This window comes from Streptomyces candidus, assembly GCF_014207445.1.
Classification (GTDB): domain Bacteria; phylum Actinomycetota; class Actinomycetes; order Streptomycetales; family Streptomycetaceae; genus Streptomyces; species Streptomyces candidus.
Genome location: NZ_JACHEM010000017.1, coordinates 1 through 17774 on the forward strand (window position 1 = coordinate 1; position 17774 = coordinate 17774).

The 17774-nt window shown below is 69.4% G+C and carries 14 protein-coding genes and 1 pseudogene; 3 read left to right on the forward strand and 12 right to left on the reverse strand.

The features are described 5' to 3' along the window. Nucleotides 1-75 precede the first annotated feature (75 nt). On the forward strand, nucleotides 76-1926 hold the full coding sequence (locus HNQ79_RS27265; protein WP_185035535.1) for a zeta toxin family protein: 1851 nt from the start codon (nucleotides 76-78) through the stop codon (nucleotides 1924-1926). Here HNQ79_RS27265 and HNQ79_RS27270 read toward each other — a convergent pair. After that, nucleotides 1890-2195 (reverse strand): hypothetical protein, encoded by a 306-nt coding sequence (locus HNQ79_RS27270; RefSeq protein WP_185035536.1) that lies wholly within the window; start codon nucleotides 2193-2195, stop codon nucleotides 1890-1892. The two genes, HNQ79_RS27265 and HNQ79_RS27270, sit on opposite strands and share 37 nt — an antisense overlap. A 184-nt stretch (nucleotides 2196-2379) precedes the next feature. On the opposite strand from HNQ79_RS27270, the gene HNQ79_RS27275 reads away from it, so the two are divergent. Then, the gene (locus tag HNQ79_RS27275; RefSeq protein ID WP_185035537.1) at nucleotides 2380-5064 is read left to right on the forward strand and encodes an ATP/GTP-binding protein; all 2685 of its coding nucleotides are present in this window, start codon (nucleotides 2380-2382) and stop codon (nucleotides 5062-5064) included. 708 nt (nucleotides 5065-5772) lie between these two features. On the opposite strand, the gene HNQ79_RS27280 is transcribed toward HNQ79_RS27275, so the two are convergent. The 10 genes and pseudogenes from HNQ79_RS27280 to HNQ79_RS27325 all read right to left on the reverse strand — a co-directional run bounded on the left by HNQ79_RS27280 (nucleotide 5773) and on the right by HNQ79_RS27325 (nucleotide 16272). Then, nucleotides 5773-5985, reverse strand: coding sequence for a hypothetical protein (locus HNQ79_RS27280; protein WP_185035538.1), 213 nt, complete (start codon nucleotides 5983-5985; stop codon nucleotides 5773-5775). A 10-nt stretch (nucleotides 5986-5995) separates the two neighbouring features. Next, nucleotides 5996-6580, reverse strand: a pseudogene (locus tag HNQ79_RS27285) (RHS repeat-associated core domain-containing protein); the annotation flags it as partial. A 303-nt stretch (nucleotides 6581-6883) separates the two neighbouring features. Continuing rightward, nucleotides 6884-10183: an RHS repeat-associated core domain-containing protein gene (locus HNQ79_RS27290; RefSeq protein ID WP_229923740.1), complete on the reverse strand. Its 3300-nt coding sequence runs from the start codon at nucleotides 10181-10183 to the stop codon at nucleotides 6884-6886. 563 nt (nucleotides 10184-10746) lie between these two features. Continuing rightward, nucleotides 10747-11478, reverse strand: a complete 732-nt coding sequence (gene lexA / locus HNQ79_RS27295; protein ID WP_185035540.1) for a transcriptional repressor LexA — start codon at nucleotides 11476-11478, stop codon at nucleotides 10747-10749. Nucleotides 11479-11759: 281 nt separating this feature from the next. Next, on the reverse strand, nucleotides 11760-12128 hold the full coding sequence (locus HNQ79_RS27300; protein ID WP_185035620.1) for a PIN domain-containing protein: 369 nt from the start codon (nucleotides 12126-12128) through the stop codon (nucleotides 11760-11762). A gap of 8 nt (nucleotides 12129-12136) precedes the next feature. After that, complete coding sequence (locus HNQ79_RS27305) at nucleotides 12137-12394, reverse strand: hypothetical protein (protein ID WP_185035541.1); 258 nt, start codon at nucleotides 12392-12394, stop codon at nucleotides 12137-12139. Nucleotides 12395-12490: 96 nt separating this feature from the next. Next, complete coding sequence (locus HNQ79_RS27310) at nucleotides 12491-12709, reverse strand: hypothetical protein (RefSeq protein WP_185035542.1); 219 nt, start codon at nucleotides 12707-12709, stop codon at nucleotides 12491-12493. After that, the gene (locus tag HNQ79_RS27315; RefSeq protein ID WP_185035543.1) at nucleotides 12706-13824 is read right to left on the reverse strand and encodes a DNA polymerase Y family protein; all 1119 of its coding nucleotides are present in this window, start codon (nucleotides 13822-13824) and stop codon (nucleotides 12706-12708) included. Before HNQ79_RS27315 ends, HNQ79_RS27310 begins: the two co-directional genes overlap by 4 nt. A 114-nt stretch (nucleotides 13825-13938) precedes the next feature. After that, nucleotides 13939-14163, reverse strand: a complete 225-nt coding sequence (locus tag HNQ79_RS27320) for a hypothetical protein (protein WP_185035544.1) — start codon at nucleotides 14161-14163, stop codon at nucleotides 13939-13941. Nucleotides 14164-14223: 60 nt separating this feature from the next. Continuing rightward, entirely contained in the window at nucleotides 14224-16272 is a 2049-nt protein-coding gene (locus tag HNQ79_RS27325) for an AfsR/SARP family transcriptional regulator (RefSeq protein ID WP_185035545.1), read from the reverse strand. A 111-nt stretch (nucleotides 16273-16383) separates the two neighbouring features. Here HNQ79_RS27325 and HNQ79_RS27330 point away from each other — a divergent pair, with 111 nt between their 5' ends. Beyond that, the gene (locus tag HNQ79_RS27330) at nucleotides 16384-17262 is read left to right on the forward strand and encodes an alpha/beta fold hydrolase (protein ID WP_185035546.1); all 879 of its coding nucleotides are present in this window, start codon (nucleotides 16384-16386) and stop codon (nucleotides 17260-17262) included. 136 nt (nucleotides 17263-17398) lie between these two features. Here HNQ79_RS27330 and HNQ79_RS27335 read toward each other — a convergent pair whose 3' ends face one another. Then, nucleotides 17399-17710: a hypothetical protein gene (locus tag HNQ79_RS27335; RefSeq protein WP_185035547.1), complete on the reverse strand. Its 312-nt coding sequence runs from the start codon at nucleotides 17708-17710 to the stop codon at nucleotides 17399-17401. Between the last annotated feature and the right edge of the window lie 64 nt (nucleotides 17711-17774).

Here is a 17774-nt window from a genome sequence, read left to right on the forward strand (position 1 = left end):
CGTTGTTGCCCGCTGAGCGGGCCAGGTCCGCCGCGTACCGCACCGATCACCGCACGACTACGGCTAGGAGCTTCAGTGGGGGAACAGGTTCCCTTCGTCCAGGACGACGCCTTCCGGCGCATTCTGCCGACCTGGACCGCGGCGGCCGCCCGTCAGGACCGGCCGGTCCGCGTGTTCGTCGCCGGACCGCCCGGCAGCGGGAAGACCGCGGTCGCGGACCTGGTGCAGGAGGCCTTGGACCGGCGAGGTGGGGCGGTCCGTATCAGCAGCGATCTCTACAAGAGCCTGCACCCGCAGTACGCCGGTTTTCTCGCCGACGACGTTCGCACCGCCGGGGTGCGGGTCCGGGCCGACATACGCCGGTGGCAGGAGCAGCTCGCCGCCCAGGCGCGCGCCCGGGGGTATGACGTGGTGATCGAGACGGCCCTGGCGGAGGTGGAGGAGCTCCGGGCGGCCGCGGCCGCCGCCCGTCAGGACGGCGCGCGCCTTGAGCTGGTCGCGGTGGCGGCTCCGCTGGCGCTGAGTCAGGCGGGCATCCTGGACCGGTTCCTGGACGGCGCGATGGAGGGGTCGGGTGGGCGGTATGTGTCCTGGGACAACCACGACACCTGTGCGCAGCGGCTGCTGGAGAACCTGGCGGTGGTCGAGGAGGAGCAGCTGGTCGGGCGGGTGACGGTGGTACGGCGTGACGGTGCGGTGCTGTACGACAACTCCCTCACCGGCGGCACCTGGCGGCGCCGGCCGGGTGCGGCGCGGGCGGTGGTTGCTGAGCGGGAGCGGCCCTGGACGGCCCGCGAGACGGGCCAGTTCCTTTCGGGTCTCGCCCGTACGGAGCGGCGTGTGCACACGGCGGGGATCCCGGAGGACAGCCGTCTGGCGGTGCAGCGCGACGTCGCCAGGGCGGCGGCGCTGGCCGAACCCCTGCGCCGGATCGCGCAGCCGACCCGGCGTGCGCCCGGGGTTGACTACCACCGGCTGTCCCCCGCCGAACACGACTGGACTTTCACGGAGCTGATCGTGCCGGGCTATCTGGATGACGTCCTCACTCAGGAGCGGCCGCGGGTGGTGTACGTGATGGGACAGCCCGGGGCAGGCAAGACGCGGGCCGCCCGTGGGGTGCTGCGGGAACTGCGGGAACAGGGTCGGCGTCCGGTGCGCGTCGTGGGCGAACGGTTCAAGACGCGGCACCCGGACTACCTGGAATTACTCCAGGGCGAGCCGCGGACCGCCGGGGCCCGGATCCGCCCCGACTACACGGCCTGGCAGGAGCGCGCCGAAGCGTGGGTGCGGGAACGGTCCGGCGACATGGTCATCGAGATCGCGCCAGGCAGTGCCGGGCGGTTCCTCGAGGGGGCCGCGCGGTGCCGCCGGGCGGGGTACCGGGTGGAGTTGGTGGTGCTTGCGGTGCGGGCGGCCGACAGCCGTCAGGGCACTGCCGCCCGGTACGCGGAGGTCAGCCGCGGCGGCATGCCCGCCCGTTTCACCAGCACGGCCGGGCACGACCGCTGCTTCGCGGCTGTCACTGACGCCCTCGCGGCCGCCGAACACGACGGCGCGGGTCCGCTGGTGGACCTCGTGCAGGTCGTACGGCGCGATGGCAGCGTGGTGCACCACAACACCCGGGCCCCGGACGGACGGTGGGACCGCCCTGCGGACGGGGTACGGATGCTGGTCCAGGAGCGGCTGCGCCCGTACACCCAGGACGAGGCGAAGGTCTTCCTCGACCTTCACGGTGAGCTGTGGAGCCTGCTTCCCCGGTACCGGGGCGAGTTGGAGGAAACCCTCCAACTCGCCCGCCTGCTGCTGCCCGGGGCCCGTCGCCTGCACGCCGTGGGCACACCGCTGGCCGCCGTGCCCGAGGCAGAGCATGCGGTGCCGCTCGCGGTGGGCTACTGCCCGGTGAGCTCTTCCAAGAGAGCGGCGTAGCGGGCGGCAATGCGGCTGATCTGGGCGGCGTCGGCGCCCTCGGGAGCGTCTTCAAGGGCCGTTTCGTCCTTGGCTGCCTCCCGCTCACCAGCGGCCAGAGCGGCGAGACGTTCCTGATCGGGTTCCGGCGCCCGGCGCTCTGCCTGGATCTGCCGCCGGTACCAGGCGATGACCTGGCCCACGAGCTCAAGGGCGGCCTCGTGACTGACCGGCCGCGGCTCCGGGGAACCGGATGCGGGCGCGGGGTCGTGGGGGGTCGGGTCGTTCATGGGGTCCGCCTTCACATCGGGAATGAAAGATCATTTTGGGTGGCCGGGGCCAAGCCCACCAAGGCAACGCTGGCCAGGCCCGGTCCTCTACGCACCTGGCGGGTGCGTGCCGTTACGCCTCCTCTGCCCAACCGGGCCCCCGTGCACATAGGTTGGTGGCCGGTGATCACGCGCGGGGGTGGGTATGGCGGGGCGGGACTTACGGGCACTGTTCGGGTCGAACGACCGAGGCGTCACGGCCGGGGAGGCGTTCACGAACCGGGAGGGCCAGTGGCAGCTGGTCGCGGCCGCGCTCACCGAGCACCTGCAGCAGCTGGCTCAGCCCGGCTTCCGCATCGACGACTTCGAAGCACCCCGCCGTAATCTCCTGGCCTTCCACGGCGTCGGCGGCATCGGCAAGACGGTGCTCTCCCGCAAGCTGGAGAGCACCCTGAAGGACACGACGGACCGCCCGGCGCAGTGGGGCGCGCCCGTCTGGCCCGCGGGATGGCGGATCTGGCCGGTGCGGATCGACCTCGCCCGCTCCGCCGGCACCGACTTCGAGCACGTCATCCTCACGATCCGTCTCGCGCTCGCCGAACTCGGGCACCCGCTGCCCGCCTTCGACATCGCCCTGCGCCGCTACTGGGAGCGTCAGCACCCCGGGGAGCCGCTGGAGGAATACCTGCAGCGCAGCACCCTTACCACCAGGTTCGGGAAGAACCTGCCGCAGCAGATGCAGTCCGCGCTCTCCGACGTCGCCCAGGCGCTGCTGCTGCCCGGCACGGTCGGCACCGTCGTCGGCCAGGTCACCGGATCCCTGGTCAGTGCGCTGCGCGAACGCCGCCAGTCCGTACAGGCCCTGGCTGGGTGTGCCCGGCTCGCCGACCTCCTGGAGGCGGAAGCCGACCTGGACGCCCTCTCCTACTACCCGCACCTGCTGGCCTTCGAGCTCGCCCAGCTCCCCGCCGACAAGCGCGTGCTGCCGGTCATCCTCCTCGACACCTTCGAGGACGTCGGCGACCGCACCCACCGCGACCTGGAACGCCTGCTCCAGCGACTGGTGTGGCTGATGCCCAACAGCTTCTTCGTGATCACCGGGCGCTCCCGGCTGCAGTGGGCGGAGCCCGCCCTCGAAGGTCAGCTCGACTTCACCGGTCCCCACGCCTGGCCCGGCCTCGCCGCCCACGACATCCCCCTCCCCCGCCCCGCCACGGGGACCTCCCGGGGACGGCAGATCCTGGTCGGGGACTTCAGTGCCGAGGACTGCGAGGACTACCTCGCCCGCCGCCTCACCACCCCCAGCGGGCAACCGCTCCTCCCCGCGGGGCTGCGGGCGGAGATCGCCGCGCGCTCGCACGGGCTGCCGCTGTACCTCGACCTGGCGGTAATGCGGGTACTGGAGATCCGCCGCACCGGCCGCATCCCGGTCCCGGCCGACTTCGACGGCGGCTTCCCCGCCCTCATCACCCGCACCCTCCAGGACCTCACCCCCGAAGAACGGCACGTCCTGCGAGCCGCATCCCTCTTCGACGCCTTCGACACCGAACTCGTCGTCACCACCGCCGGCCTCACACACGAGGGCGCTGCCCGCCGGCTCATCGAGCGGCCCTTCGTCCGCGACAACCCCTTCGGCCTGTGGCCCTACTACCTGCACGCCCTGATCCGCACCACCCTGCGCACCGCCCCCGACGCCACCGACGACACCTGGACCCCCACCGACTGGACACAAGCCGCCGACCGCGCCCTCACCTCGCTGGGCACCCAGTGGCAGGCCCACACCGGACCCGGCGGCCGCCGGCTTCTGGTCGGCGCCCTGCGCCAAGGCCTCGCCCTGGCCCGGGACTTCCACCTCGACCTCGGCTGGCTCGCCGACGGAGCCTGGGCGTACGTCGGCGACTCCGTATGGGAGCCGCTCGCCCCGCCCGCCCCGCACAGGCCCGGCCCGGCACGGCTGGAGACGGCCGCCGACGCCCTGGTCGAACTCCTCAGCACCCTCGCCCGGCGGCAACACCAGCACCGCTCGCACACCGTCGCCCGCCTCACCGCGGTCATCGACAGCCAGCTGCTCCCCGACGACCTGCACCACATGGCCCTGTACTACCGGGCCAAGGCCCACCGCGACCTCGGGAACAGCCCCGCCTCCCGCACCGGCATGCAGGCCGTCGCCGACGGCCAGGGCCGCCTCGCTCCCGCCGCCCGACGCGGACTCGCCCATCTCGCCCGCATGGCCGGCGACTTTCCCACCGCCCTCACCACCGCCCGCACCCTGGGCTGGAACGGCCGCCACCACCGCGTCCAAGGCGACATCTGGTGGCCCCACGGCGACATGGACCGAGCCGCCACCGCGTACGCCGCAGCCCGCGACGAAGCCGAAAACCACGGCGTCACCGGAGAACGCGGCAACAGCCAGGCCCACCGCGCCTTCGCCCTCGCCTTCACTGACCCATCCGTCGCTGACAACGAACTCGCCCTCGCTGAGCATCTCCTGGCGGGCGTGGACCTGCGCGCCACCACCCTGATCACCCACATCGCAGCGCTCGCGCGCGACGCCGGCCGCACCGACGCCGACATCGACCACCGCGCTCAGGTACTGCGCGCCGAAATCACCGCAGCAGGCGTGACGTACACCGAACTCGCCCTGGACCTCGCCCTCGCCTTCCACTACGCCGTCCGCAACGACCAAGACCAAGTGGCAGCGACGATCGCCCGGCTGCGAGACAACACCCGCGGCGACGACTTCGCCTACTACAGCGACATCGCCGCCTTCATGGCCGACCTGCCCCCTGAGGAAGCCTCCCCCACGCGATGGATCGACGGCCCCGAGCGCGCCCGTACCCGCTGGCACACCCTGGTCAACGCCCGCCGCGCACACTTGAACGAGACGTAAAAGCGGATATCGAGCCGGTGACCGTCGACGCCCGGTCCGGGTTTTGTCCTCCGTCGATATCCGCCCGGCGCAAGATGCGCTGGGGTACGTGCACCGATTACAGGACGCCTGATTTTCTGCATGCATGCCGACGCAATTGCGCGTGCCCGCCCCGGCCGGAGCCGGGGCGGGCACGCGAAACAATTACCGAGTGCTGCGCACCCAGAGAGCGTCAGATTGCAGATAGATCGACTCCACTGCCGTAGGAAATCTTTCTACAAACCTTCCTCTTTGCGCCTATTTTTCGTTGTGCGCTGCCATATGAAGGCAAGCGGGTATGCGACAAGCCCCACTACCACCGCCCACGCCACGAGCCACAACATATCCAGCGTTCCCCATTGCACTGAGGGGATCACAAAGGGACCTGAAGCCAATAGCAGAATGATAGCGATGATGAGCCTTGTTTGATCATCGCCGTTTCGCACAGCTCGCACTCCTCGATCAGATAATTCGCTGTCTCCAGGCCGGCGGGGGCCGATTTGGAGAAGCGTCCGATGTGGGGGTCGTGGTAACGGGGCCTGAGGTTTTCAGGTTATCCCTTTCGCTGGGGCGGACGCGTAAAAATTGACTAGGCGGGACCTAGCAGCGACACGGGGCCGGGCAGAGAGTGTCTGCCTGGCCCCGTGTCTCATCGCCCGTCGGTGCACCTCTGGCCGTGTCGCCACCGCCTCAAATGACGCCGACCGCCATGAGCAATCCAGCGATTGCCATGATGGAACCTACGAGGATGAACATGATCCGACTGAAAACCTTCATCGGCTTGCCGCCGGTGATCCCGAATATCTCCTTAGAGCTCGCTACGCTTCCTCGGGTGAATCGCCCCGAAAAGATGGCAAAGCAAGCGCCAAAGATCGCGAGGAAAATGCCGAGCAAGCGGTCCATATGGTGTCCTTCAGTATCGGTTCATGAGGTCTCTTGATCCTACGTATTCTACTGTGGCTGAGCATTTACCTGTGCTCCAAGCAGTGCCGACTCCACCACCGCCGTCCCACCCCCCGGCGTCCCTGCTGACGGTGCCCACTACGGGCCCTACACCGCAGCTGCCCTGGGCTGACCAGCCGCTGTCCGTGTCTCCGCTGTCTGCGGTGAAACCACCGTCGACTCCAGGCGATCCTGCGCCGAAGGACACGGTCGGGTGCAGTTCTTTGCCATCACCCTTCAGGCCAATGCCGATGCAGATTCCGAAACAGGCTTCGATGCCGATGTTTCCGGTCGCCAGCCCTGACGGGTCGATTTTGTTGACGGGGTCGCCTTCGGCGTACAGATACGGGTTCTGCTCCTGGCCGGAAGGGTCGGGGCTGGTGAAGCGACCGATGCGCGGGTCGTAGTACCGCGCCTTGAGGTGGTACAGGCCCGTCGGGTCCTGGTAGCCGCCCGCGAAGCGGTAGGGCTGGGGGACCTTTTCGGTGAAGGTGCCGTCGACGCCGCGGGGGCTGTAGCGGTATTCGTTCACCTTGGTGCCGGTCTCGTCCGCGAGGCGAGGGCGGAACCGAGTAGAAGCCTTCTACTGCGCATCGCGCAGTAGAAGGCTTCACCTAGGCCAGGATGCCGGTAGCCCGCCGGAACTCGAACATCATGCTCACTCTCTCTTGCCGGACCTCATTACCTGAGCCGCGCAAACGAAAGTGACGATGGCAGCAGACACCGCCGTCACATAGGTGATCGAGGACTTTCCACCCGGGCCGATCAAGAGCAACAGGCACAGCACGAGGCTGAAACCTCCGAGCACTATCCATCCTGTACGGGACAAGGTAACTCCGTTTTGAGAGAGTCGAACTGACTAGTCGCGCAGTGTGGTGATGTACGCGACGGCTCCTGAAGCAGCAGAAACAGCGCCACATGCCACGCCAACGGGCACATTGCCCGAGCCGGCTGCTATCGCTGCGCAGCCACCAGTACCGGCAGCTACTCCACCAGCTGCCTTTCCAATAATCTTCCGGGTCTTTTCGTCGCCGCACAGTGCAGGCCCAGCAGCCAGGCGAAAGACCTTGTTGTCACACGCGTCGGTGCCTTGCGGGTCAACGAGGTTGACAGGGTCGCCCTTGGCATACAGGTACGGGTTCTTCTCCAGACCGGAGGGGTCGGGGCTGGTGAAGCGTCCGATGCGCGGGTCGTAGTAGCGGGCCTCGAGGTGGTAGAGGCCCGTCGGGTCCTGGTAGCCGCCGGCGAAGCGGTAGGGCTGGGGGACCTTTTCGGTGAAGGTGCCGTCGACGCCGCGGGGGCTGTAGCGGTATTCGTTCACCTTGGTGCCGGTCTCGTCGGCCATGGCCAGGACGGAGCCCAGTGCGTCGGTGAGGTAGTAGTACGACTTGCCGCCGGTCGTCATGGAGTTGAGGGTGCCCGAAGCTTCCCGGTTGAATCGCATGTCGCCGGTCGGGTCGGTCTTGCCGGCCAGGCCCAGGGGGCCGTTGTGCAGGGTGGTGTCACCGTAGTAGAGGCGCTCGGACTGGTCGGTGGAGCCGTAGAGGCCCACGTACTTCTTGCCCGCGACGGTGACCGAGGTCTGCTGGGAGTGGTCGGACCAGATGCCGCCGGTGCGGGCGCGTTCGGCGCCGCTGGCACCGTCGGTTTCGTTGCCCGCCTTGTCGTAGCCCCATCCTGCGGTGGAGCCGGCGCGGGAGATGAGCTGGGAGGCGTCGTTGTAGGTGAGGGCGATGCCGGAGGGGCAGCCCTTCGTCGAGCCCTGGGAGGTGAGGTTGCCTGCCGGGTCGTAGCAGTACTGGTAGGACGCGGCGAGGGTGGTGCCCTTCATCTCCTCGGAGTAGGAGAAGCGGCCCGCGCTGTCGTACTCGTAGGTCTTCTTCAGACCCATCACGCCGTCGGTGGCGGTACGGATCTTCGTCCCGTCCTTGCCCGCACCGTAGGTGTAGGTGTAGGAGGTGTTCGTCAGGGTTCCCTTGGGTGAGGTCGCCTTGATGGTGGTGGGGCGGCCGGACTTGTCCGGGGTGACCTCCTGGACCGTGCCGCCCGGGTAAGTGGTCTTCGTACGGACGTCGTTGGCGTTGTAGGCGTACGTCGTCGTCTTGCCCGACGGTTCCTTCAACGCGGTAAGACGGTTGGCCGCGTCGTAAGTGTAGTCGGTGAGGCCGGAGGGGTCCTTGTAGGTGTCGACGTTTCCGGCCGGGGTGTAGGTCAGCTCGGTCTGGGAGCCGTTCTGGAGGGTGCGGATCGTCTCGCGGGACAGCGGGTCGAAGGCGTACTTGATCAGACCGGCGTCGTCCGTGCGCTGCGAGAGGTTGCCGTCGCCGTCGTAGACGTAGGTGACCGTCGTGGTGGAGGAGGACACCTCCGTGATGCGGTCACGGCTGTCGTACTTGTAGACCGCGTTCACGCCCCGGCCGTCGACCATCGTCTCGATGCGGCCGGACCCGTCGTAGGTGTACGTGGTCTTGCCCAGCGGTGCGGGCGGGGTGACCTCGATCAGGTTGCCCTTGGCGTCGTACTGGAACCTGGTCACCTTGCCGCGGGCGTCGGTCAGCGTGCACCGCTGGCCCTCGAACCCGCCGCACGTCGGGGTCGCCTTGTTGTACGTGAACTTCTCCGTGCCACCGCCCGTACCGGTCACCGCTACGGATTCGGTGTTGCCGGCTGCGTCGTAGGTGTAGTTGGTCTTCTCGCCGTCGGGCATTTCCTGGTTGCCGGGCAGGTCCATGCCGGATTTCGTCGTGTACCCCCCGGCGAGCGCGGTGGCGCCGGTGGGGAGCTTGGACGAGGTGGGGTTGTTGCGGGCGTCCCATCCGTAGACCGTCTCGTTGCCGGGCGTCGTGCCGGTGCCCATGGCGTCGGTGGCGGTCTTGACGTTGTGATTCGCGTCGTAGGTCGTGGAGCGCGAGTGGCCCAGGGCGTCGATGGTCTTGGTGACGCCGCCGTCCTTGTTCAGCTCGTAGGTGGTGGTGTGCTGTTCGGGGTCGGTGACCTTCGTCTTCCCGGCCTCGTACGCGTAGGTGTGGGTCGGGCCCGTGTGGGCGTTGCCGTTGAAGGCGGTGGCCCGCTGCATGGAGGTGAGGCGGTTCTGGGCGTCGTAGCCGAAGTTGGTGACCCGGCCGTCCGGGGTGGTGATCCGGGTCAGGCGGCGCGAGGAGTCGTAGCCGAAGGCCGTGGACTTGCCGGCCGTGTCGGTGGTCCTGGCCAGGTCACCGGCGGCGTTGAGGTCGAAGACGGCGGTGCGGCCGGTGTGGTCCTTGGCCTGCCACTGCGACGCGTCCGTCTTCACCAGGTCCACCGAGCGGCCCGAGCGGGTCTCGGTCAGCTTGAAGCCCTTGTGCTCGGGGCCGGAGTCGTGCTGCGTGACGGTGATCGTGCCGTTGTTGCGGTCGGTGACCTTGGTGAGGGTGCCGCCCGCGTTGTACGTGTCCTTCGAACCCGACTTGCGGTCGGTCAGCGTGTACGTGCCGTCCGCGTTCTTCGCCAGGTCCTTGGAGTACCCGGCCGGGGTCGTGTACGTCCCGTCCGCCTTCTTCACGAAACTCAGGGACTCACCCGTGGCGTCGTAGACCACGACTTCGGTGTCGGTGATCTGCGCGTACCGTTCCCAGCCCTGCCACCAGCGCTGCGAGACCTTGCCCCACGGCGCGTCCATCGAGTTGTAGGTCCGGGTCAGCTGCAGGCTCTGGCCGACACCCGGCACGTCGAAGTCCGTACCCGCGAGCATCAGGTTGCCGGTCGAGTGATTCACCCTCGCGACAAGGGAGTCCGTGACCCGGATGTCGGAGATCTTGTGCCAGGGCACCGCACCCTGCCCCTTGGGCACCTCTGCCAGCAAGGGTGCCGCCGGCGCCGCCAGGCGGGCCTTCTGCGACGACTGCGCGCGCTGCTCCTGTGCAGCGCGCCAGGCTGCCCGGTCCTTCGACGGCGCCGCCTCCGGCTCCGGGGCGACGGCCTTGTTCGAGCCCACCTTCACCGGCGGTATCGGGAGCTTGGGTGCGTCCTTGCCCCATACGGAGTTCGCAGGCATCGGCGGCGGCTCCACCGGATCAGCCATCGCCGGCAGCGTGGTGGCGCCCAGAGCCAGCACGGACAACGCCACGACCACTGACCGTCTTGCCCGTATCTGCGTGCGGGCATGGGTGTGCTTCTGCATCAACTTCCCCCCATGGAAAGTCACTTACCGCTAGCCCCGAATGGCCACCGGAGGCGCACACAGTCACACACTCCGCACACAGAGAAGCCTGAGATACCCCGAAGAAGCGAACACATGCACGCAGGAATAAGCCCCTCCGATTGAGGGTGAAATGGCAGGACATCTCCTGAAGGGGATGAAGGTTTTGGCGGAGGAAGCGGAGATTTCACCGGAGAATCTGGCCTGTACCTTTCCCTGACGGCACGTGACCGTTTGCTTCAGAGAAGGCAGGCATATGTCTGCGTTGCTCAGGGTGCTGAGGTGCGAACAGTGCCCGGCAGGACGTTGGAGCTCCCTCGCTGCGCACTTCCACCCCTCCGTAGCGTGGCCGTCCAGCTTGGGGCACAGCTTTGGCCAGGTCCGGCAGGGGAGGCAATTTGCAGAAGGGCATGTGTGCGGCGCGGTTGAGCTGGCGTCACTTCGCCGTCAGAAGCCATCCTCGGAAGGTGCGCGGCCAGGTGCCGGAACAGCTGCATGCGGACAGCAGGGCGACCTCACGCAAGGCAAGGAAGGGATGGTTGGTGTCACAGTGGGCGCAGCACTGCGACGACTTTCCCGAGGATCGCCGTGCTGCTCTTCACCGGGATGGGGTCGAAGGCGGGGCTGCATGGCATCAGCCATAATCTGCCGTCTGCGATCTGCAGCTTCCTCACGGTGGCTTCGCCGTCGTCGTCGTCCAGCAGGGCGGCGACGATGTCGTTGTGTGCGGCAATGCGCTGACGCCGCACGGTGAGCACGTCACCATCGCATATCTGCGCCTCGTTCATGCTCTGGCCGCGCATCGTCACTGCGAAGAGCTCCCCCTCCCCCACCACACGGCGCGGCATGGGCAGCATCTCCTGGCCCTGCGGTCCGCTCTGGTGCGGTGCATCGACAGTGAACCGGGTGATCAGCGGGACCCAGGCCACCGCGGGCTGCTGCTGGTCTTCCTCGACGTGCTGCGCGAGGTGGCTGGCGAAAGCGGTGGGCTGCGGGTCGCTGACGAGAGCCAGTGCGCGGGCTGTGAGAGCGCAGGCGCGCGGGCGGTGGGGGTCGCGGTGCAGGAAGCCCTTGCGTTCCAGTTCCCTCAGATGGTGGGCGACCGAGGTGGTGGAGGACAGGCCCACCGTCTTGCCTATCTCGCGCATCGACGGCGAGTAGCCCCGGGTGCGTATCGAAGCGGTGATGCAGTCCAGGACGGCCCGCTGGCGGAGCGTCAGGAGGTCCGCATCATCGCGCGCGGGCGTGACGCCTAAGTGGATGGCGCTGTCGTTCATGGCCCGCCCTCTTGTCGATCTTGAACAGGCCGACCGTAGCCCGCCCGCCAGGCAAAGGGAACACACCTGTCCTGCGCAACACACTGGCGCAGGACAGTGCTCGGGCCAGGACCTGGCTCACCGCGGAGCCGTCGAGCAGTTCTGGTATTTGGTGCAGGGGGGCCAGGGCTTGGCGGCACGAATTGTGCAGCACGACGTCCTCGGAGTCACGCCAGTGATCACGCAGCCGATCGCGGGTAGGTAGAGGTAGCACTCGGAGCGCCGAAGGCCTGGTGTGCCCGCTACGGGGTGAGGTCCAGGACGCGGACCGCCTCGCTCTCCCACCGCTTCGGGGTGGTAGTGGCGATGACCGCTCCGTCGGGTCGGTCGGGGGTGGGTTGCGCGGCGTACTGGCTGTGTGCGGGCGCCCACGTCTCCTGTTGGGCGACGGCCAGCGCGGCGGTCAGGTCGAGGTCCAGGACGGTGATCCCGGGCATTGCGGCCAAGTGCTCGGCAGTACCGGGGCGGGCCCGGTCGGCTTCGACGAGGGCGCAGGCCGGGGCGTAGAGGAACCAGTCGGCTTCGGCATGGGCGCGGTGGATGAGCCGGGAGGCCAGCACGTTGCCCTGGCCGATAGCGGCCATCGCGCTCTCGTCCAGGACGATGTGCATCGCCCCGCTCACCGGGGCTGCGCCTGGGCGAGACGCCGGTCGAGCTCGTTGTCGAGGTTCTGCTCCTCGATTTTGGTGGGGGCGTACCCGTTCCACTCCTGGAGTGCGATCCGGGCGGCGGCCGCGCGGTCGGCGCGTTCCTGCGGGGTGAGGAGGGTGTCGGCGAGGCGGGCCAGGTAGGCGCGCAGCGATAGTCCTTCGGCGGCCGCGATCGCGGCGAGCCGGTCCTTGGCTTCCTCGGGGATCCGGACGTTGGCATCAGACATGGGGAAACTCCTTCCGGTGCCAGCAGGATACGTACCCGTACCCGTACCCGTCAGGTAGCGGGCGACAGCAGATTCCTGTTCTTCGACCTGCGTGCGTCAGTTGACAGCGACTCGCAGCCCGTACAAGGCGCCGGAGCTGATGGCTGCGGCCTGCTCCTGGAGGTCGTTCTCGGTGAACTCGAGGAGCGCTCGGTTTGCGGCCCGGCGCAGCAGTGGGACCACGCTGGCCGGTGGGCGTCCGCGCTGGGTGGCGGCGAGCGAGGCGAATGCATCCTCGTAGCCCGTGTAGGGGGTGGGAGTCGCGTTCATGTTCATGGCAGTTCCTGGAGCTGTGCGGGTCCGGTGTGTTCGAGGGCGGTTGCGGTCCGTGCCGCGGCAGAGCCCGGTGCAGGGTGCGGACGGGGTGCGGCTGCGCGTGCGCGTGGTGAGCGGGTGCGGTCCGGTACCGCGAGGGAGGCGGGTACCAGGGCCGTGTTGCCGAAGCGGGCGCGGAGGCGGTCGGCGACTGCCTCGACGGTGCGGGCATTGTCGTCGACGGGGTCGAAGGTGAGCTGGTAGGAGGCGTCGGTGACAGGGGCCAGTGCTTCGGCGCGGAGGGTGAGGGCGCGTACGCGGGCCCGCTGGAGTCCGAGCAGGGTGTGGATCTCGTAGGCGGTGGCGGCCAGCGTCCGGCTGTGCTGGGTGGGCTCGGGAAGGGTGCGGCTGCGGGTGGTGGTGCTCCGGTCCGCGTACTGGACGGTCACCGAGAGGGTGCCGGCGACCTGGCGGGTGGTGCGCAGGCGCAGCCCAAGTTCCTCCGTGAGTTCCAGGAGTGCCTTGCGCTGGGCGGCGGGCGCGAGGGTGTCGTGAGGGAAGTCGCGGCGGGCGCTGATCGATTTGGCCAGTTCGCCGGGTGCTACGGGGCGGGGGTCGATGCCGTGGGCGCGCTCGTGCAGGAGGCGTCCGGTGGCGGTGCCCAGGATGCGCTGGAGGGTGAGCAGCGGGGTGTCGGCGAGGGCGCCGATGGTGTGCAGTCCGTACCGGGTGAGGGTTCGGGCGGTAGAGGGGCCGATCCCGGGCAGGGCGGCGGCAGGGCGGGGCCGCAGGAACGACTCGACCTCGTCGGGAGCGATCAAGGTGGTGCGGCCGGGTGCGGTGAGGTCGGCGGCCATCGAGGCGATCAGCCGGGTGGGGCCTGCGCCGATGCTGGTGGGAATGCCGTGCAGTCCGGCCACCCGCATCTGGATCATTGCCGTGAGTGCGGCGGCGTCCTTGTCGAAATGCCGCAGCGCCCCGGTGATGTCGAGCTCCGCGCTGTAGTCCTGCGGCAACGGCTGCACCCAGGGAGTAAAGCTCTGCAGGAGCTCCAGGAGGTCCTCGTACTGCTCTTGGCTCGCGGACCCGTGCTGGAGGTGGAAGTGGACGCGAAGGATGGAGCGGTGGTTTTGCATGGGAGCTCCTTCCTTGCGGGGTGCGCCTGACCGTTTTCGAATGCTTGTTCGAAGCGTAGCGAGTGGAGTCCCCGAGTGCGAAAGGAGCGACAAGGCAGGAGGTGAGGGCGGCCGTCAGTCCCCGTGCCGCAGCCGCACGAAGCGGATGCTGGGGTGGCGCCCGCTGACCACGTGGAATTCGGCAATCGGGCCGTCGGACACCTGGTGAATCACCCGCCCGTCGGTGGTGTGCCCGGCAGGGGTGAGGCGGTCGGCGACGGCCGCGCCGACCTGTGCGGCCGCGACGGCATCCAGGCGCACCGTGGTGGTCAGCGGGCTGTTGTCGGCGAGTTCGGCCACCACGGCGTGTGGGCGGCGCGGTGAGCTTCTTCGGGATCACCACGTGCGACCCCGAGGCCGTCACCGACCGCCTGGCGGCGGCGATGGACGCCCTCTGAGCCCTGGGGACCTGATCAGGCCGGGGCCGTGGGGCGGGCGCGCACGAGCTCGGGGTTCGCGTATTTCGGTCGCTTGCCCCGCTCCGGCGCATGCCTCCGCCTCAGCCAGGTAGCGCGCCACCGGGCCCAGGGTCAGCATTCCGCTGGCGGCGCCGGCGTGCTCGGCACGGGCATCGCGCAGGGCAGCTCCGGCGCGTGCGGCGATTCCGCGCTCGCCGAGGCGTACGGCAGCGCGGGCGGTCAGGCACCACAGCGCCTCCTGCATGTGGTCACGCGGTGGCTCGGGCACCGCGTTGAGGGCGGCACGGGCCTCCTCGACTCGGTCCTGGGCGAGCAGCACGAGGGGGCGCCCCCAGGGTCGGTACGGGCCCCAGTCGAGGTGAGGGTCGGTGGGCGCGGGCCGGTCGTGCAGCAGGCGCAGCCCCAGTAGGGCGAGCGGGAACAGGCCCCGGTGCAGCCCCGGCATTCCGGCCGCCTGGAGGGCGTCCTCGGCAGCGCGGTAGTGCGCTGCCGCCGTGGCGGCGGTCGGTCCGCCGGGTTCGGCGCTGCGGGCGGCCGTGGCCCGCGCCCGGAACCACCCGGTGAGGACGGAGACGAGGGGCGCCTCGGTGGTAGCGGCGAGCTGTTCGGCTGCCTTGGCGTGCGAGGTTGCGGCGTTGAGGTCGCCGAGGGCCGAGGCGGATTGCAGGCGGACGAGTCGGCCGAGTACAGCGAAGTTCGGCAGCTCGTGCCGGGTGGCCAGGTCGAGGATCTCGGCGCCGATCCGGTCCCGTACCGCCGCGAGCCCGGGGCGGGTGAAAGACTGCAGGAATACCCCGTTCAGGGCGAACGCCAGCAGGGCGGGATCGGCCAGGTCCCGTGCCAGCGCCTCCGCCTGCCGTGCTGCCTGCTGCGCGCGCTGCAACTCGGTCCTAGACAGATCGGCGCTGCGGCTCTCGACGGCGACCGTGGCCAGCAGGCGGGCGGGCAGGTCGGCGGGGCTGTCGGGGTCGAGCGCGCTGAGCGTGCGCTCGGCAGCCGCGACGACGGCGCGGGACTGCGCGGGGTCGTCGGCCCGGCTCCAGAGGGCGGGCACGTCGTAGGCGCCGATGATCCGGGCGGTCAGGGAGAGGTCTCCCGTGCGTTCCGCCGCCTGGACGGCGGCGAGGCGGTCGCGCCGCGAGTGGACGAGGGCGTCGCCCCCCGCCAGTGCGAGGGTGCGGGCCAGATCCACGGTGGTGCGCGGACCGAGACGGACCCCATGGCCGGTCCATGCGGTACGTGCGCCTTCGGGGGGCACGTACCCGTTGAGGATGTCCGTCTCCAGGCGTTGGAGGTCGGCACCAGGGTCGAGCCCGAGTTGATCAACGAGCATCACGCGGGCGCGGCGGAGGGTGGCCAGCGCGTCGGCCTGGCGGCCCGCGCGGTAGAGCGCGCGGGCAAGCAGCCCCCACGTCGGCTCGCGCCACGGATGTTCAGCAACGTGGGCACCAAGTTCGGCGACGAGATCGGCCCCTTCCCCGGAGTCGAGGAGGATGCGGGCGCGCAGTTCCGCCCCCTCCAACCTCAGCTCCTCCAGTCGGGCCCGCTCCCGCTGCGCCCATGCGGAGCCGGTCACATCGGCGTAGGCGGATCCACGCCAGTCCGCGAGTACCCTGCCGAGGTCGGTCACCGCGTCGGGGTCGCGCCGGGCTCGGGCCAGGGTGTCCTGGAACCGGTGGACGTCCACGTCCTCACGCGGCAGGCGCAGCGCGTAGCCGGGACCTTCGGTGACGAGTACGCGCGGCGGATCGCGGGGCGGCCGGTGAGGTTCGAGGGCGCGGCGCAGCGCGGCGACGAACGTACGCAAGGCGCCCACGGCGCGGGCCGGCGGGTCGGTCCACAGGTCGTCGACAAGGCTGTCGGTGGTGACCATGCGTCCCTCGGCGACGACGAGCCGGGCGAGTACTTCGCGATGGCGGGGTCCGCCCAGGTCAACCGGACTGCCGTCGTCGCGGAAGGCCCGCACGGCACCGAGCACGTCGATTCGCATGCCCCCATCCTCTGTGCCAGGGGTCGGCTGCGCCCAACCGTACTGATCGACTGCTGATCGCCGTCGCCCAGGCTGATCCGGTCAGTCTCCCACCCGAAAAGACGGCCCTTCATGACGCTCACCATTCCCGGCTTCGATCACATCCGCCTGCCCGGTGCGGACGGTGTGGAGCTGTCTGCCGCTGTCGGCGGCAGCGGCAGTCCGGTCGTGCTGTTGCACGGTTTCCCCCAGACCCACCTGATGTGGCGACATGTCGCCGAGCGGCTCGCCGACGGGCACACGGTGATCTGTCCTGACCTGCGTGGCTATGGCGCCAGCGACAAGCCGGCGGTCACCGGTCCCGATGTGTACGCCAAGCGCACCATGGCCGCCGACGTCGTGACTCTGGCGGCGGCCCTCGGCCACGAGCGCTTCGCCCTCGTCGGCCACGACCGGGGCGCCCTGGTCGCCTTCCGGGCGGGGCTGGACCACCCCGAGACCATCACGCACCTGGGCATCCTCGACATCGTGCCGACGCTCGACATGTGGAACGTCCTGCGCGGCGCCTCGGCGGCGGTCGGCTACCACCTCTTCCTCATGGCGCAGCCGCCAGGTCTGCCGGAGGCGATGATCGCCAACAGCGCGGACGCGTTCTTCGGCTCGTTCCTCGACGCCTGGGCCAACGACCCGATCGCCATACCGGACGATGTCCGTGCCGAGTACCTGCGGGCGAGCGCCGCGGCGGTGACGTCGATCGTCGCGGACTACCGGGCCTCGGCGGGCATGGACGTCACGCACGACCAAGCGGACCTGGACGCCGGGTCGCAGCTGGCCATGCCCGTGACGGTCGTCCAGCAGGACTGGGGCGCGCAGCTGGGCTACGACGCTGCTGCGGTATGGAAGGCGTGGGCGCCGGACCTGGACCACCGGCTGACCCGAGCGGGGCACTTCATGGCCGAGGAGACACCCGACGAGATCGCCGAGGCCATCCAGGACCTGCTGGCCCGCTGAGCCTCCTGCTCCCGAGTCGCCGACTGGGCCACGGACGGTCGGCGAACCCTAGGTTTTCGGCGATGGACCGGTCCGGGCGCTGCGAGGCCAGGAACAGCTCCAGTCCCAGGTGTGGACGCTGGGGTGCCGCCGGGGGCTATTCGTCGGTCATGGCCGGGTCGCGCAGCGGGCGCAGCGAGCCGTCCCCATGGGAGCGGACGATCGGATACCGGCCATGGAAATTAATGAGTTCATGGACCAGCGGAGAGAGCCGGGAGCGGATCTCGGATGAGATGGTCAGCCCGCCGGCAACCACGTCCAGAGCGGCAACAACATCAGCCTGGGACCCGGTATCGCTCTCGGAGACGGCTGTCGTATCGACAGCGGCGTCACCCTCGCTGCCCGCATCATCCCCGCCCACCACACCCTCAGCGCACCCCACACCACCGAACTCCGCGTCCGGCAGCAACGCCGATCACCGCCGCGGGGCCCAGTGGCGGATCAACCCACTGACCCGCCCTCAGCTGGTTCTT

Bases quoted from the DNA above. Each gene is read 5' to 3' on its own strand.
- HNQ79_RS27270 (WP_185035536.1), bottom strand. From the start codon at position 2,195: ATGAACGACCCGACCCCCCACGACCCCGCGCCCGCATCCGGTTCCCCG.
- HNQ79_RS27275 (WP_185035537.1), top strand. From the start codon at position 2,380: ATGGCGGGGCGGGACTTACGGGCACTGTTCGGGTCGAACGACCGAGGC.
- HNQ79_RS27280 (WP_185035538.1), bottom strand. From the start codon at position 5,985: ATGGACCGCTTGCTCGGCATTTTCCTCGCGATCTTTGGCGCTTGCTTT.
- HNQ79_RS27290 (WP_229923740.1), bottom strand. From the start codon at position 10,183: ATGCAGAAGCACACCCATGCCCGCACGCAGATACGGGCAAGACGGTCA.
- lexA (WP_185035540.1), bottom strand. From the start codon at position 11,478: ATGAACGACAGCGCCATCCACTTAGGCGTCACGCCCGCGCGCGATGAT.
- HNQ79_RS27300 (WP_185035620.1), bottom strand. From the start codon at position 12,128: ATGCACATCGTCCTGGACGAGAGCGCGATGGCCGCTATCGGCCAGGGC.
- HNQ79_RS27305 (WP_185035541.1), bottom strand. From the start codon at position 12,394: ATGTCTGATGCCAACGTCCGGATCCCCGAGGAAGCCAAGGACCGGCTC.
- HNQ79_RS27310 (WP_185035542.1), bottom strand. From the start codon at position 12,709: ATGAACATGAACGCGACTCCCACCCCCTACACGGGCTACGAGGATGCA.
- HNQ79_RS27315 (WP_185035543.1), bottom strand. From the start codon at position 13,824: ATGCAAAACCACCGCTCCATCCTTCGCGTCCACTTCCACCTCCAGCAC.
- HNQ79_RS27325 (WP_185035545.1), bottom strand. From the start codon at position 16,272: ATGCGAATCGACGTGCTCGGTGCCGTGCGGGCCTTCCGCGACGACGGC.
- HNQ79_RS27330 (WP_185035546.1), top strand. From the start codon at position 16,384: ATGACGCTCACCATTCCCGGCTTCGATCACATCCGCCTGCCCGGTGCG.